The 14941-nt window shown below is 64.3% G+C and carries 16 protein-coding genes; 7 read left to right on the forward strand and 9 right to left on the reverse strand.

The window, feature by feature from the left end; genetic code table 11:
• The first annotated feature begins 32 nt into the window (after positions 1 to 32).
• Together M1E17_RS20920 and M1E17_RS20925 are read left to right on the forward strand one after the other, a co-directional pair.
• Positions 33 to 2063, forward strand: coding sequence for an amylo-alpha-1,6-glucosidase (locus M1E17_RS20920; RefSeq protein WP_457963870.1), 2031 nt, complete (start codon positions 33 to 35; stop codon positions 2061 to 2063).
• A 110-nt stretch (positions 2064 to 2173) separates the two neighbouring features.
• Positions 2174 to 2647, forward strand: coding sequence for a sensor histidine kinase (locus M1E17_RS20925; protein WP_457963871.1), 474 nt, complete (start codon positions 2174 to 2176; stop codon positions 2645 to 2647).
• Between the two features lie 52 nt (positions 2648 to 2699).
• On the opposite strand, the gene M1E17_RS20930 is transcribed toward M1E17_RS20925, so the two are convergent.
• Positions 2700 to 3311 (reverse strand): NADPH-dependent FMN reductase, encoded by a 612-nt coding sequence (locus M1E17_RS20930; RefSeq protein ID WP_457963873.1) that lies wholly within the window; start codon positions 3309 to 3311, stop codon positions 2700 to 2702.
• A gap of 197 nt (positions 3312 to 3508) precedes the next feature.
• Here M1E17_RS20930 and M1E17_RS20935 point away from each other — a divergent pair, with 197 nt between their 5' ends.
• Positions 3509 to 3691, forward strand: a complete 183-nt coding sequence (locus tag M1E17_RS20935; RefSeq protein WP_457963875.1) for a hypothetical protein — start codon at positions 3509 to 3511, stop codon at positions 3689 to 3691.
• 16 nt (positions 3692 to 3707) lie between these two features.
• Here the strand turns inward: M1E17_RS20935 and M1E17_RS20940 are convergent, their stop codons facing one another.
• Positions 3708 to 4208 carry an N-acetyltransferase family protein gene (locus tag M1E17_RS20940; RefSeq protein WP_457963877.1) on the reverse strand — a complete coding sequence of 167 codons (501 nt, stop codon included), beginning with the start codon at positions 4206 to 4208 and terminating at the stop codon, positions 3708 to 3710.
• A gap of 190 nt (positions 4209 to 4398) precedes the next feature.
• On the opposite strand from M1E17_RS20940, the gene M1E17_RS20945 reads away from it, so the two are divergent.
• On the forward strand, positions 4399 to 5325 hold the full coding sequence (locus M1E17_RS20945; protein ID WP_457963878.1) for an SRPBCC family protein: 927 nt from the start codon (positions 4399 to 4401) through the stop codon (positions 5323 to 5325).
• Positions 5326 to 5474: 149 nt separating this feature from the next.
• Entirely contained in the window at positions 5475 to 6263 is a 789-nt protein-coding gene (locus tag M1E17_RS20950) for an SRPBCC family protein (protein ID WP_457963880.1), read from the forward strand.
• A 161-nt stretch (positions 6264 to 6424) separates the two neighbouring features.
• Here the strand turns inward: M1E17_RS20950 and M1E17_RS20955 are convergent, their stop codons facing one another.
• Positions 6425 to 6826 carry a winged helix-turn-helix transcriptional regulator gene (locus tag M1E17_RS20955; RefSeq protein WP_457963882.1) on the reverse strand — a complete coding sequence of 134 codons (402 nt, stop codon included), beginning with the start codon at positions 6824 to 6826 and terminating at the stop codon, positions 6425 to 6427.
• A gap of 174 nt (positions 6827 to 7000) precedes the next feature.
• On the opposite strand from M1E17_RS20955, the gene M1E17_RS20960 reads away from it, so the two are divergent.
• Entirely contained in the window at positions 7001 to 7675 is a 675-nt protein-coding gene (locus tag M1E17_RS20960) for an FMN-dependent NADH-azoreductase (RefSeq protein WP_457963884.1), read from the forward strand.
• Positions 7676 to 7730: 55 nt separating this feature from the next.
• Positions 7731 to 8372: an NADPH-dependent F420 reductase gene (locus tag M1E17_RS20965; RefSeq protein WP_457963886.1), complete on the forward strand. Its 642-nt coding sequence runs from the start codon at positions 7731 to 7733 to the stop codon at positions 8370 to 8372.
• Positions 8373 to 8444: 72 nt separating this feature from the next.
• On the opposite strand, the gene M1E17_RS20970 is transcribed toward M1E17_RS20965, so the two are convergent.
• The 6 genes from M1E17_RS20970 to M1E17_RS20995 form a co-directional block, all read right to left on the reverse strand.
• Positions 8445 to 9644 carry a Gfo/Idh/MocA family protein gene (locus M1E17_RS20970; RefSeq protein ID WP_457963887.1) on the reverse strand — a complete coding sequence of 400 codons (1200 nt, stop codon included), beginning with the start codon at positions 9642 to 9644 and terminating at the stop codon, positions 8445 to 8447.
• Positions 9641 to 10435, reverse strand: a complete 795-nt coding sequence (locus tag M1E17_RS20975) for a ThuA domain-containing protein (RefSeq protein WP_457963889.1) — start codon at positions 10433 to 10435, stop codon at positions 9641 to 9643. Before M1E17_RS20975 ends, M1E17_RS20970 begins: the two co-directional genes overlap by 4 nt.
• A 60-nt stretch (positions 10436 to 10495) precedes the next feature.
• Complete coding sequence (locus tag M1E17_RS20980; RefSeq protein ID WP_457967869.1) at positions 10496 to 11248, reverse strand: carbohydrate ABC transporter permease; 753 nt, start codon at positions 11246 to 11248, stop codon at positions 10496 to 10498.
• A 145-nt stretch (positions 11249 to 11393) separates the two neighbouring features.
• On the reverse strand, positions 11394 to 12356 hold the full coding sequence (locus M1E17_RS20985; protein WP_457963890.1) for a carbohydrate ABC transporter permease: 963 nt from the start codon (positions 12354 to 12356) through the stop codon (positions 11394 to 11396).
• A 12-nt stretch (positions 12357 to 12368) separates the two neighbouring features.
• Positions 12369 to 13604 (reverse strand): sugar ABC transporter substrate-binding protein, encoded by a 1236-nt coding sequence (locus M1E17_RS20990; protein WP_457963892.1) that lies wholly within the window; start codon positions 13602 to 13604, stop codon positions 12369 to 12371.
• A 174-nt stretch (positions 13605 to 13778) separates the two neighbouring features.
• Entirely contained in the window at positions 13779 to 14816 is a 1038-nt protein-coding gene (locus tag M1E17_RS20995) for a LacI family DNA-binding transcriptional regulator (RefSeq protein WP_457963894.1), read from the reverse strand.
• Between the last annotated feature and the right edge of the window lie 125 nt (positions 14817 to 14941).

Raw genomic sequence — 14941 nt, forward strand, 5'->3', positions numbered from 1 at the left:
CAATGTCCCGCGCTTGCGGCCAAGGAGTATCAATGAACAACCGGCAGCCCTTCCTTCACGATTTGAATGTCCTCCTGGCCGCTCCCATGCAGGTCTGGTCTGAGCATGACGGACAGCTGCGGCGCAGCGGCGGCGTCCAGGGCATCTACTGTGCCGATACCCGGGTGATCGATGAGGCTGTACTTACCATCAATGGTGAGGAACCAGAACCTGTTGGCTCATCCTCGGCCCAGGGCCATGTTGTGTCCTTCCAGGCCCTCATCCGGACCCTCGGCAGCGAGAATCCAGATCCGCTGGTCAGCCTGACCCGCCGCCGCAGCATCCTCCCCGATCGCGTCAGCGAGGAAATCATCCTGCGATCCGATCTGAGCAAGGACGTTACAGCGTTGGTTGAGATGGAGCTCGGGTCCGACTTCTCACCGTTGGAGTCGGTGAAGGCCGGTGGCAGGGCGCACCCTGTCCCGCCGGTATTGGACGGCGGGGTTTGGAAGGCGGCCGACGAAGGCGTCAGCTCTTCGATCAGCGCGCCAGGGGCCGTGATTGAACCGAACAGCAGCCAGCTTCGCCTCCGGTGGGAAGTAAGGATTCCGGCCCGCGGTACCGCCCGGGTCGGCTGGGAGGTCCAGGCCAAGGACAGTCTTGCCCCCTTCGTTGCAGCCCAGCCCACGACTGCATCATTCCGCGTCCGTGCTGATGACCGGCGCCTGAGCGCGCTGGCAGAAAAGGCCCTCGGTGACCTTGAAGGGCTGCGAATGTCTGCTCTTTCCTCGCCGCAGGATGTTTTCCTTGCCGCCGGGGCTCCCTGGTTCTTCACGCTGTTTGGACGGGACTCGCTGATCGCAGCCAGAATGCTCCTCCCGGTTGAGCCGTCAGTGGCAGCGGGGACGCTGCGCACGCTGGCCGCCCGCCAGGGCACAAAGTACGATCCTGCCACTGCGGAACAACCAGGCAAGATCCTTCACGAAGTGCGCCGCGGCGAATTCCGGATGCCCGAGGACGCCAGCAACGGCGAATTGCGGCTTCCGCCCGTCTATTTCGGCACAGTTGACGCGACACTCCTCTGGATTTCCCTTCTTCACGACGCCTGGAAATGGGGCATGCCCGAGGAGGAAGTCAAGGACCTGATGAGCAACCTTGAAGAAGCACTGCTCTGGCTCCGGGACTGGGCGGACCCGGACGGCGACGGCTTCCTTGAGTACATCGACGAGACAGGATTCGGCCTGGCCAACCAGGGCTGGAAGGACTCCGCGGACTCCATCCGATGGAACGACGGCTCGCTCGCCACAGGTCCCATCGCGCTGGCAGAGGTGCAGGCTTATGCCTATCAGGCGGCTACACACGCTGCGGATCTGCTGGAGGCGTTCGGACTTAAAGGCGCTGAGGACTGGAGGGGTTATGCAGCGAACATGGCTGACAAGTTCCGCAGTGCGTTCTGGTGCAGGGACGAGATCGGGGCGTACCCGGCGATTGCACTGGATGTGGATAAGCGGCCGGTTGATGGAGTCGCCAGCAACATGGGCCACCTGCTGGGCACCGGCATTCTGAATGAGGAGGAAAGCGAGCTTGTGGCACGCCGGATCATGCACCCCACCATGTTTTCCGGTTATGGTGTCCGCACTTTGGATACGGGGAACGGAGCCTACTGGCCCCTGCGTTACCACTCCGGGTCCGTGTGGGCTCATGACACGGCTATGACCCTGGACGGCCTGACAAAAGCCGGCTTTAACGACGAAGCAGCCCTCCTGGCTGCCGGTGTCATGGACGCAGCCGAAGTCTTCGACTACCGGCTGCCCGAGCTGTTCTCCGGCCACAGCCAAGCCCAGGGCGGGCCCCAGCCTTACCCGGCGTCGTGCCGCCCCCAGGCCTGGGCCGCCGCGTCGGCAATCCCCCTGATGCTGGCAACCCTGGGCCTGACACCGCAGGGGCCCGGGCTGCTGCCCACGGTTTCCGCCAGTGTCCCCACACCCTTTGGTGCGTGCACTTTCGAGGGGCTTCAGGCCGGCGGGCTGCCCTTCGCCGTGCACGTCGACCGGCAGGGTGGTGCCACCGTTATTCCTGCATAGCAAACCCCTTTCAACTTTTGATCTGATCTTGACGAAACCCTTCGGAACCCATGCGCTTGGCGGTTCAGTCTTGAAGCATAAGACCACCAGCTGCGGGGAAGCAGGAAGTCATGGGAAGCGAATCAGCTCTTCAAGAAGTAACAGCCGTGGGAGGCGTGATCACGGATCAACATCCGCTCGACTTCCACACCTTGGGGCTTGCCGGCTGCATTGACCGGCTCACGGCGCCCCTCCGCCAGCAAGGTACCGCGGTCCGCTGGGACACCCCGCACTGGGGCATCGAGATCCCGGCGAACTGCGCGTCCCTGCTGTACCAGTCGGCCCGGGAAGCGTTGAGCAACTCCTTGAAGTACTCAGATGCTTCCGAGCTCACCATCCAGCTCGCCGCGGTGGACCACGGCATTCGCCTGGTAGTGGCCGACGACGGTTCGGGCTTTGACAGCAGGATCGCCATCAGCGGCAGGCACCACGGTTATGGCTTGCGGCTTATGTCAGTGGCAGTCCATGAGGCCGGAGGCAGCGTTGATATCTGCTCCAGTCCGGGACGCGGCACCTGCGTGACAGTCACCCTTCCGCTGGACTAAGTCATGTGCAGGCTCCCCGTCCAGCGCCGCATCCGTTACACCAACCTGTGTGTCAGCGCGACAGCTTCTCCCTGTCCGGCTCCGGGTCACCGATGTGGCCAGGTGCGTTGGCAGCAAGGACCCGCTGGACAAAGGCGCAGTATTCCTCCATGTAGTGACTCAGGAATTTGGCTGTGGACTCGTCCTTGACCTCGCCGTCCTCACCGAAGACGTTGGCATTGAACTTGACGTAAGCTTCCGGGGCATTAAGCTGCGGCGCGTCCAGGAAGCTCAGCACGCTGCGCATGGAGGACTGCATCACGGCTGTGCCGATGCCGCCGGGTGACGCGCCGATGATGCCGGTGGGTTTGCGGGCGAAGGAGTTTGTTCCCCAGGGGCGGGACCCCCAGTCGATGGCATTCTTCAGGGCGCCGGGGATGGACCGGTTGTACTCGGGCGAGACGAAGAGGATGCCGTCGGATTCCTCAATGGCTTCCTTCAGGGCCCGGCCTTCGGGCGGGAAATCCGCGTCGTAGTCGTAGCTGTAGAGCGGCAGGTCCTTGATGGCGATCTCAGTGAACTCCAGCTCGGCCGGAGCCAGTTTGATCAGGGCCTTGGACAGGGTCCGGTTGATGGAGCCAGTTGCCAGGCTGCCGACAAAGTATCCGATCTTGTGCGTTGCCATAACAATCCTTCCAACAGCCCGCAGTAGCAGCGGGCTGGGTACTGGTTGGTGAAACGGGTGATAGAGGCGCAATGCACCACCCAGTCCAGCACAGAACGTTTCCCGCGGCCAGAGGTTTGCGGGGTTCTTGACAGCATGCAGTTGGGAGCGCTGAATAAAGCTGACCGAAGATTTCCAGCACACCGCGGGAGCAGGGCATGACTGACAAACCAGAGGCAACGGAGCGCATCCACAACGAGGCTCCGGCAGAAGGGGACCTCGACGCTGACCCCACTGATCTCCGGATGCACTCCCAGGATCCTGCCGAAGGCGCCGACTTCCCGAGCACAGACTTCTCCAAAACTGACACGGGACAGGCGGAGCCCACTTCCGGCCGTTAGCGCAGACGACGGGCGGCTACTGACCCGGATCCCTGACCATCCGGATCTCCGGCAACCTATACCAGTCCGGCGGCAACAAATTGTGCGCGCCGTCGGGGCGAAAACCGTGCTTGCCATAGAAGGCGCGGGCGCGAGGGTTGTCTTCAAGCACCCACAGGTAGGCGGGAGCCGCACCAACCGCGGCCTCCAGCAGCGTCCGGCCGAGTCCCGAGCCGTGCGTATGCCTCAGGGTGTAGAGGCAGTAGAGTTCCAGGGCGTGCGGCTGGTCCTTGTCACGGCCGGGGCCGGCGTCGGCCAGCCCCACCACCTGACCGCCTGGATCCAGGGCGATGAGCCGCGGCTCCCGGACCCCAAGGTAAGCGCGGCGCCGTTCAATCCGCTCCGGAATGCTGGCACGGCGGGCGGCGAAAAAGTCCGAAGGAAGCAGGTGCGAGTAGCACTCCTCGTGGGCCAGCGTATGCATCTGGACCACGGCCTCGGCGTCCTCAGGAGTGGCCTGGCGGATTCTGTACTCCATAAGTTCCAAGCCTAGCCCGGCAGTCCGGGAGGCCCTCGAAAGGAGGCTGCCCGGAACCCAGCTCAAAGCAATTGGCGAGTCGCGGCGTCGTACATTTGCTCTGGCCGCAGGCTTCCCCGGAAGGTATGGTAAGCATGCTGATGAATTACTGCTGTCCTCATCAGCTCCGGTTCCAGTCTAAGGAGACATCGTGAGCACGAAGGTGGAAAAACGCATTCTGGTGAACGTGCCGGTGAGCACGGCCTACAACCAATGGACCCAATTCGAGGACTTTCCGCACTTCATGGGCGGCGTCAAAAGCGTGACGCAACTGACTGACGACCGCCTGGAATGGGTGGCCGAGATCGGCGGCATTCGCCGGCAATGGACGGCCAAAATCCTGGAGCAGATCCCGGACCGCAAGGTGGCCTGGGCTGCCACGGAAGGGGCAACCAACGCCGGTGCCGTGGAGTTCGAAGACGTCGGCGGGGGCCAGACCTCGCTGCGGCTGACCGTTGAATACGAGCCCGAGGGCATCATCGAGAAGGTGGGTGACAAGCTCAACGTCGTGGAGCGGCAGGCCGAGGCCGACCTGAAGAGGTTCAAGGAGTTCATCGAGGACGAACGGTATGCCAGCGGCGCCTGGCGGGGCACGGTGAATGAGGGGGCCTCCGTGGGCACCCCGGGCGTTGAGGACGCGGCGGCATCCCGCGGTGATTCCGGCAAGGCGGGCGTCTCGGGCAAGATGGCGGCAGCTGCCGGGGCGGCAGCCGCGGCGGGTGCAGCGGCAGCCATGGCCAGCGGCGGCAACAAAGGCGCCACCGCAGCTGCCGACGAAACGGTAACGCCAACCGCTCCCGGGGAGCCAGCCACGGTCACGCCATTGACGACGGACACCACCACAGACACCACAACATCCGGCACGATGGCGGCAGCCGGCTCCACAGGTTCGGTGGCCGACCTGGGCGATGACAGGATCGGGCACGCCTTCGACCAGACCAATGGCCTGGTGGACATGACGGGCGAATCCGATGAGACGGTGGAGGGCGAAAACCTGAGCGCCGGCGAGCGCCGGGAGAACGAGAACAGGCCCGACGGCGGCCTTCCGCCCGTGGGAGGCGGCCTCGGCCAGCACTGACCGGGCGGCCGCCGTCGGGTTCTGCGGCTGCAGCACCCCGCGCGAGCGGCCCTGCCCCGCTTGGACGGCCCTGCCCGGCACCGCTTATGCGGGCCAGGGCCGTTCCTGCGGTTTCTTCGTCAGATTCACGTCACGTGGAAGGAGACGTTGTGAGCACAAAAGTTGAGAAGCGGATTGTGGTGGATGTACCGGTAACTACCGCCTACAACCAGTGGACCCAGTTTGAGGACTTCCCGCACTTCATGGGCGGCGTCGAGAGCGTCACCCAACTCGGTGATGACCGCCTGAAATGGGTGGCCCGGATCGCCGGTGTGCGCCGCGAGTGGGAAGCCAGGATCCTGGAACAGGTGCCGGACCGGAAGGTAGCGTGGGCATCCACCGGCGGCGCCACCAATGCCGGCGCCGTTGAGTTCGAAGACGCTGGCGGCGGCAAGACAGCCATCGCGTTGACCCTGGACTATCAGCCCGAGGGCGTGGTGGAAAAGGTGGGCGACCTCCTCCATGTGGTGGCGCGGCAGGCCGAGATGGACCTGAAGAAGTTCAAGAAGTTCATCGAGCACGAAGGCCACGCGAGCGGCGCCTGGCGGGGAACCGTCCACGGCGGCACCGTGGGTTCGGGAGCCGACGACGCCGGTGCCGGGGCTGTCGCAGGGTTAGGGTCAAGCGCTGGCGCTGGCGCAGGCGGGACAACCGCTGCAGCCCCTGGCGGGACAACGGCGGCAGGCCCGGACGTTGCAGGCCCGGGCGGCGTGGACCAGCCGGAGCACAACCGGTTTGCCCACCCGTTTGACCAGACCAATGGCCTGGTGGACGTTGAGGGCGAGTCGGACGAAACTGCCGACGGCGAGCTCCGCAGCGCAGCCCAGCGCCGGGAGGACGAGAAGCGCGGCCGGGGCTTCATTCCACCGCCTTCGGGAGGAACAACCGGACAGTTCTGACCAGCCGGCCGCAAGGGCCGCCGTCGGAAGCCCGGAAGTCTCATCCGTAACCGCTCCCGCTCAGGCGACAGCGGCTCTGCCCGCATGAGCGGCCCTGTCCCGCACGAGCGGTCCTGCCCCGCACCGCTTATGCGGGGCAGGACCGTTCCTGCGTGCGGGCGTCAGGACGGCACGTTCCGGTCATGCTCCGTCCGCGCCAGTGCCACCGCGGGCATGCTTGTTTCGGCCCAGTCCTTGAGCCCGTACACCAGGCCCAGCAGCGAGCGCCCCAGCGGTGTGAGTTCGTAATCTGTTCGCACCGGAACCGACGGGGTGACGTGGCGTCGCAACAGGCCGTCGCGCTCGAGGGCACGAAGGGTGGAGGTCAGCATTTTTTGGCTGGCCCCGGGGATCCGGCGCCTCAGTTCGCTGTGCCGCAACTGCCCCTCCGCGAGCTCCAGCAGCACCAGGGTGACCCACTTACTGCTGATGGTTTCCAGGAGTTGGCGCGCCGGACAGTGCTCCAGCCCGGCGTTGTAGGCCACCTGCGATTCCTGGCGCTTCTGATCGGCCGTCAGCGTCATGGTCAATGTCCCCCTCATGGTCCAGCGTGCGGACACCAGCGTACTCGGGGCGCTCTGCCGGAGGCACCTCAGCGTGCCTTAGGCACTTCAGAGTGCGTTCTTACGTCACCCGCCGCGCGCAGGAAGGATCGGATGGACGGGCCTTCAGCCCAGCCCACTTCGAAAGGAAATCCCTTGCCCACCATCCTCCATGTCAACGCGTCCCCCCGAGGCACCAGGAGCGGCTCCCTGCAGCTGGCCCGGCATTTCATCAGGACCGTGCAGGCCTCCACCCCCGGGGACATTGATATCCAGACCCTGAACGTGTTCGATCCCGGCGCCCTGCCCGAGTTCGGCACCACCGCCGCTGCGGCCAAGATGGCGGTATTCTCGGGCCAGGAGCAGACCCAGGAGCAGCTCACCGCGTGGGAGTCAGCCCGTGCCGTCTTTGACCAGTTTGCGGCTGCCGACGCCTACGTCTTCAACATCCCGATGTGGAATGCCGGCGTCCCTTATGCCCTCAAACAGTGGATCGATCTGGTGACGCAGCCCGGCTGGAGCTTCGGCTTTGATCCGAAGGATGGCTACAGCGGCCTCCTGGAGGGGAAGCATGCCATGGCCATCCACACCAGTGGCGTGTACGCACCGGGAGTTCCGCCGGCCTTCGGCCAGGACTTCAGCAGCACCTTCTTCGCTGACTGGCTGGACTTCGTGGGGATCAGCGATGCCGTCCATGTCCGCTTCGCGCCCACTGTGCTCAACGCCAGCCCTGAGGAGACGCGCCGCCTTGCGGAAGAAGAGCTCGACGGCGCCGCGCCGGCTTTCGCTGCGAAACTCACCCCGGCGGAACTACTGGCAGCCCGTGGCTGAAATATTCCCGCGGATCGGCTGAAATATCTGGGCTGGAGGGGCTGTTGGGCCGGACATGACAACAATAGGAATCATCGGTGCAGGACACATTGGAAGCCAGATTGCCCGGAAGGCGGTTGAACTCGGCTATGACGTGGTTATCAGCAACTCCAGGGGACCCGAAACCCTCAGCGGCCTGGTGGCGGAACTTGGCCCCAACGCCCGCGCCGCAACGGCGGAAGAGGCAGCAGCGGCGGGCGATTACGCCGTCGTAACCGTGCCTTTGAAGAATTACCGGGACATCCCGGTGGAGCCGCTGGCGGGCAAGATCGTCATCGACACCAACAACTACTACTGGGAACGGGACGGTCGCATTCCGGCCTTGGACAGGGGTGAGGCAACAACCTCCGGGCTCCTCCAGGAACACCTGCCGGAGTCCAAGGTAGCCAAGGGCTTCAACCACATCATGGCCTCGGAGATCACCACCGACGGCACCCCCGCCGGCACGCCGAACCGCCGGGCGCTGGCCACGGCCAGCGACTACCCGGAGGCGGCTGAACTGGTCACCCGGCTGTACGACGAGTTCGGCTTCGACACCGTCAACATCGGGCTGCTGTCCGAGAGCTGGCGGGTGGAGCGGGACCGGCCGGCATATGTCATCCGTCAGGACGAAGCCGAACTCAAGGAAAACCTCGCCAACGCAACCCGCACCATCTGATTCGAAAGTGGCTGGCAGCAGACGCTGCGAAAACGCTGTTTCACGACGTCTGCTGCCAGTCAGTTGGGGCCGTCAGTGGATCGGTTGATGTGACGGACCGAGGTCAGCCGCGGAAAAGGCGCCCGCGGTGGCCCAGGACAGAAGGACATCCGCGACGTCGGGCCGTTTCTCGTCCAGGACCGCCTGGCGGTAGGAGCGCTGGAGCAGAGCGTCGATACTGATGCGCCGGCCGGTGGCGGCGCTCTCAATCGCGGCTTCCACCATGGCCAGGCTGAGGATGTTGTCGTGTACCTGGCCCATGGGTGCCGCTCCCGTCCGGAGGGCGGTGGCGAATTCCCGGAGGGAACCGTGGACCTCGGTACCCGGGTCCGCCACGCTGCTGAATGCAAAAGTCCCGCCGTTCGGGGCAAAGCCGGTGCTCTCCGGGCCGGAAGCCTCCGCCATGAGCGAGGTCTCCGCCGTCGGCTGGTTTTCGCCGTCCCACAGCACGGTCCCGTGTTCGCCGCCCAGCCGCCAGGCTGCGTTCCATGACGTTTCCAGCCCCGGGCTGCACCAGCTTCCGTTGAAGACGAACCGCTGGCCGCCGGACATCTCGAAGGACGCCACGGCCGCGGCGTCGCCGCGGTACCAGCTCCACGGCGGGTTGTACTCCTCGCAGAAAACGGAGACAGGATCACCGTCCAGGAGGAAACGGGCCATATCGAACTGGTGGATGGCCATATCCAGCAGCAGCGGGTGGTCCATCTGGTCGCGGAACCCACCGAAACGGGGGGCTTTGAAGAAGTCAGCGGAGACGATCCCCAGCCGCCCCACCCCGCCGGCCATAGCCTTGGCTGCAAAGAGGTTGCGGTTGTACCGGCGGGATTGGCTCACCATGAACAACTGGCCGGTGGCTTCGGCAGCTGCCGCAAGGCTCAGCCCCTGGGCCACCGTGGAAGCCACGGGCTTCTCCCCCAGCACGGGCAGCCCGGCAAAAAGGGCTTCGGTGGTCACCGGATGGTGGGCAGCCGGAACGGTGACGTTGACAACAGCCTGGGCGCCGACGTCGGACGCCAGCTGCGCGGTTCCCGTCCCCACCGGCAGGTCCGGCTTTCCGATCGCAGCGGCGCTGGCGCGCGCCGCGTCCAGGTCAAGGTCCACGATGCCGCGGAGTTCCACCAGCGGCGAGGCTTCCACGGCACCGAGCCAGGCGCGGCCCATGGCACCGGCGCCCACCACCACCACTTTCAGAGGCGTGCCGTCGTCGTCGATGGTGGCGGAGGGGCGGCTCATGCGTCGCTGTCCTCGTAAATGGCTGTAGCGCCCTGGTACCCGGCGCCCTTGAAGAACTCGTTGGTGTCGTAGCGCAACAGTTCCGGCAGCTCTCGCCGGTCCCGGTCCGTGGCGGCCCACTGGACGCCGTTGGAGATGACCCGGCGGATGTCCTTGTGGTGGTACACGGGATAGTCCTGGTCCCCGGGGCTGAAGTAGAAGATCTTGCCGTGGCCGCGGCGGAAGGTGCAGCCTGACCGGAACACTTCGCCGCCGCTGAACGAGCTGATGAAAACCAGTTCCTCCGGCGCGGGGATGTCGAAGAACTCGCCGTACATTTCCTGCTCGTCGATGATGATCGGATGCGGGACTCCCTTGGCAATCGGGTGCGTGGGGTCCACGGTCCAGACCAGTTCGCGGTCCTGCTCGCTGCGCCACCGCAACGTGCAGGTGGTGCCCATGAGCTTGGTGAAGATCTTGGACCAGTGGCCGGAGTGAAGCACGATCAGGCCCATGCCGGACAGGACGTGGCGGTGGACCCGTTCGACAATTTCGTCGTCGACGGCACCATGGGCCATATGACCCCACCAGGTCAGGACGTCCGTATTGGCCAGGACTTCCTCGGTGAGGCCGTGTTCCGGTTCGTCAAGGGTGGCGGTGCGGACCACGACGGCGGCACCCAGGTTCTCCTCGATGCCCTCCTTCACGGCGCCGTGAATGCCCTGGGGGTAGAGCTTTGCCACCTGCTCGTGTTCCTGTTCGTGCCGGTTTTCGTTCCAGACGGTGACCCGGATCGGGGCAGTATCAGTCATTGCTTCTCCTATGGTTTCTGATGTTGTTGCTGAAAGTTCGGGAACTGGGTGTGCTGCGCACTACTTCACCGCGCCGCCGGTGGTTCCGGCAGCCACGTACTTCTGCGCCGCGATGAGCAGGATGATGGCGGGGATGGAGGCGAGGACCGCCGTGGCCATGACCGAGCTCCAGTCGTTCACGTACGCACCCATGTACTGGAAGATGCCCAGAGTGACAGGACGGACGGCATCGGTGGTGGTCAGGGTGAGGGCAAAGAGGAAATCACTCCAGGTGAACAGGAACGTGAAGAGCCCGGCCGTGATCAGCGCGTTGCGGCTCAGCGGAAGCACAATGGACCAAAAGGCCCGGAGGTGCCCCGCTCCGTCCACCTTGGCAGCCTCGATCACGGAGGCGGGCATGTTGTTCATGAACGCCCGCATGATGAGGATGGCAAAGGGGATGCCGTGGGAGGAATCGGCCAGGATGAGTCCGGGGATGGAGTTCAGCAGCCCGAGGTCGTTGTACGCCGTGTAAAGGGCATTGGCCACCACGATGCCAGGGATCATCTGGCTGATCAGGATGGCAAAAAGCACAACGCCGGCGCCGCGGACCTTGAAGTAGGCCAAGGCATAAGACGCCGGCGCGGCAATGGCCAGGCTGAACAGGACACTGCCCAGCGCCACCACCAGGCTGGTTGCCAGGTTCCGGCCCTGTTCCCTGATGGCCGTGGCGTAGCCGCTGAAATCGGGCGACAACGGGAGCCATGAGGTCTGCAGCGTGGCCCCATTGGGCTGCAGGGATGCGTTGATCATCCAATAGACGGGGAAAAGCATGATGGCGAGGAACAGTAGCGCCAGGGCCGTGTTCCCCCACCGCCGGAATCCTCCGGACTGGCCGGCGTGGCCTGCCGTGCTGCGCAGCCGGCGGGTTGTGCCGGCGCCGGCATCCTTTGAGGTCAATTTAATGGTCATCGAATCCTCACTCGTCAACGGCGCGACGGTTAACGCGCAGGTACAGAACTGCGAATACCAGGGAGATCAGCACCAGGACGTTGCCCATGGCCGCGCCTTCGCCGAACTTGAAGTCCTGGAAGGACAGGGCGTAGGACTGGGTGGCGATGGTCTGCGTGGAGTTGGCGGGCCCGCCGTTGGTCAGGCCCAGGATGATGTCCAGGACCTTGAGGGTGTAGACCACTCCCAGCACCAGGACCACACTGACCACCGGGCGGAGCATCGGCCACGTCACGTGGCGGAAGGCCCGCCATCCGGTGGCACCATCCAGCGAAGCCGCCTCATACAGTTCATCCGGGATGTCCTGCAGCCCGCCGTAGAGAACGGTGACGTTGAAGGGAATGCCGATCCAGATGTTGACTCCGACAACGGCGGCCAGGGCCAGCGAGGTGCTGGTGAGCCAGGGAATGCCGGTGCTGATGAGGCCAAGGCTTTCCAGGAAGTTGTTCAGGGCCCCGCTGTCTTTGTCCAGGATCCAGCGCCACACGGCACTGGACACGATGAGCGGCAGCAGCCAAGGCAGAAGCAGCAGCGAGCGGAGAATGCCGTTGAGCGGGAACCGCCGCTTGAAGAACACCGCGAGGCCCAGCCCCAGCACGAACTGTCCGGCAATGGAACCGGCAGTAAACAGGGCAGTGTTGATCAACGACGTGGAAAAGAGCGACGACGACAGAACACTTGCGTAATTGGCGAACCCCACCCATGGGGCTTCCCCGGTGTAGAAAGTGCTGGTGGAGTAGTCCTGGAAGCTCATCAGGACGTTCTTCACCACCGGGTAGCCAAAGAACAGCACGAGATAGGCGACGGCAGGCAGGAGGAACAGCCACTGGTAGACCCGCTCCCGGCGCCGGTATCCCTGGCGGCGGGCACCGGCGGGACCCGGGAGTGCCTGCACCGGGCGGTGCCGCACCTGTTCGACGGTTGTTGACATTGGGAGGTGCCCTTAACCTTCCTGGGCTTGCTTGAGGGCGTCCGCGGGGCTGGCCTTGTCAGTCAGTGCTGCCTGGATTGCGGTGTAGATCTTGGTGGCCTGGGCGGGCCACTCCTCTCCGAGCTGGCCGGTCCTGGCCCGCGCGTCCTTGACCAGTTCGGCAAATGAAGCCAGCTTCGGGTTCTCGGCCGCGAACTGTGCAGCAACCGCGGTCTTGGAAGGAATGGTGTTGCGTGCCTTGGCCATGGCCAGCTGGTTTTCATCGCTGTTCATGCACGCCACGACTTCGGCGGCCTTTGCCTGCCTGTCCTTGTTGCCGGTCTGCGGCACGGTCCAAACTTCGCCGCCCAGCGGGCCAACCGCCGTCTTGCTGGAATCCTTGACCGGGATGTCAACCACGCCGTACTGGAGTGCAGCCTGCTTGTCCAGCACCGGGATCTGCCAGGGGCCGTTGACCATCATGGCGGCCTTCCCCGCAACGAACTGGTCGTTAACGTCCGCCTGGGTCCAGTTCAACGCAGATGAGGACACCGATCCGCTATCCACCAGATCGGTCCAGAGCTGGAGTGCCTCGGCGGTTTCGGAGGTGGCAATGTTTTTCTCGTCGCCGCCGTTGGACCACATAAAGGGAAGGAACTGCCAGGTGCCCTCGTAGGTCGCGTTGGCGTTGAAAGCGAGTCCGTACTGGTCACCGGAGGTGAGCTTTGCTGCCGCTGCCTTAAGCTCCTCCCAGGTCTTGGGCGGGGTCACTCCGGCCTGGGCCAGTACGTCCTTGTTGTAGAAGAGGGCGATGGTGTTCACCGTGGGGGCCAGGCCGTACACCTCGTCCTTGTACGTTCCGGCGCTGAGGATTCCCTCTGGATAGCCATCGGTGCTGATCTTGAAATCGCTCAGCGGTGCCAGGGCGCCGGTGCCGGCAATCTGCTGAAGGTCGGGGTTGTCCAGCATCAGGACGTCAGGAAGGGTCTTTGAGGATGCCTGCTGCAGCACCTTGGCGATGAGGGACTTGCCCGGTATGGTTTCGCGCTTGATGCTCACGCCGGCCTGGGAACCACAAGTCTCCAGCGTGTTGCCGATGACCGACTTGTCCGGCTCGTTGTTGTAGTAGTCCACAACGGTAATTTCCGTCACGGCTCCGCCGCCGCCCGGCGCTGGGCTTGCGCCACAGCCGGCGAGAACCAGTGGTAACCCTGCGAGTGCCGTGACGGCGAGAGCGGCGGCTTTGGTGCTGACGAAAGCTGACTTCATTATCAGATCCTTTTCTGACGGACCGGGGCTGCATCGCCGCGGTTTTTCATTTTTTTAGGAGGCAACTGCTGGGTTGTTGGAGAGGGATTACGGGTGTATCGATACGCATCGACGATGCGTCTTTTTTCGGCATCCGCTCCGGAGTGTGGGTGGCCCCGGGGAGATGCCTTCTGGCTAGGAGGTGGACTGGGGTGCAGGAGCCACGAGCCCTGCGGTGCCATGCCGGTGGGTTATCACCGGTGGTATGAGTTCGAGTGTTCCCCCAGCGTCAGGGCTCTCTGCATTCATGAGGTTGAAAAGGATTTCAACGGCGCGCTGGGAAACCAGCCTTGGCTGGAGGTCCAGGATGGTGAATTCCTGGAGTTCAGCCATGGCCTCGGAAACCGCGCCGACCCCGACGACCGATGCGTCGCTGCCTGGTTCCAGCCCCCTTTCACGAAGGATCCGGGGAAGGAGTTCCAAGGTGGTGGTGTCCGGGGAGATGAACGCTGGCCTTCCGTCAGTGCCGGCAACGCAGGCATCAACGGCGGCTTCGATACTTCTGCGGTCAGTGCGGGCCGGAAGATGGTCAAGTGTCACGCCCAGCCTCTGGGCGGCCTCTTTCGCGCCCCCCAGGAATCTGTCCACGTAGTTCAGCTTGCTTCCGGCCAGCTGAGTGCGCCAACCGATAATGACTCCGCTGGTGTGTCCCGCCTGTGACAACTCCTCGACGCAGAGTTCGCCCGCCCTGGCGAAGTCCGCATCGATGCAGTTGAGGCCGGTGGAGTCATTCGGGATGCCGATGAACACCACCGGTACCCGCAGTTTCCGGACCACGGGAATCCGTTCGTCTTCGGCGTGGACCTGCATCAGGATCAGCCCGTCACAGAGCTGCTGCCCCACCACCCGCTCCAAGCCCTGGTTGCCCTCCTCATCCGTCACCAGCAGGACGTCGTGATCGTGGCGCCGGGCCGTGGCCGCGATCACCGCGATGAACTCCATCAGGGATCCGAACTGAGACTCCGGCGTGAGGGGAATAACCAGGCCGATCACTTGGGACTTTCGGCTGGCCAGCGCCCGGGCCCCCGCGTTCGGCCTGTACGTCAGCTGCTCAATGGCGGCCTCCACCCTCAGCCGGGTCTTTTCCGAGATGGGCCGCTTACCGCTCATGACGTAGGAGACAGTGCTCTGGGAAACGCCCGCCACGGCGGCAACGTCCTTGCTTGTTGGCACTGGCTCCCTTTCGTATGGGGCTGTCGCCGGTTCTCAACCGATCGGTGTCGTCGATGCGTATCGTCGATGCGTATCGAGAAAGTCTGACACGCAGTTCGGCCCACACGCAAGGGTCAGGGCGGCCT

It is taken from the genome of Arthrobacter sp. D1-29 (genome assembly GCF_054130585.1).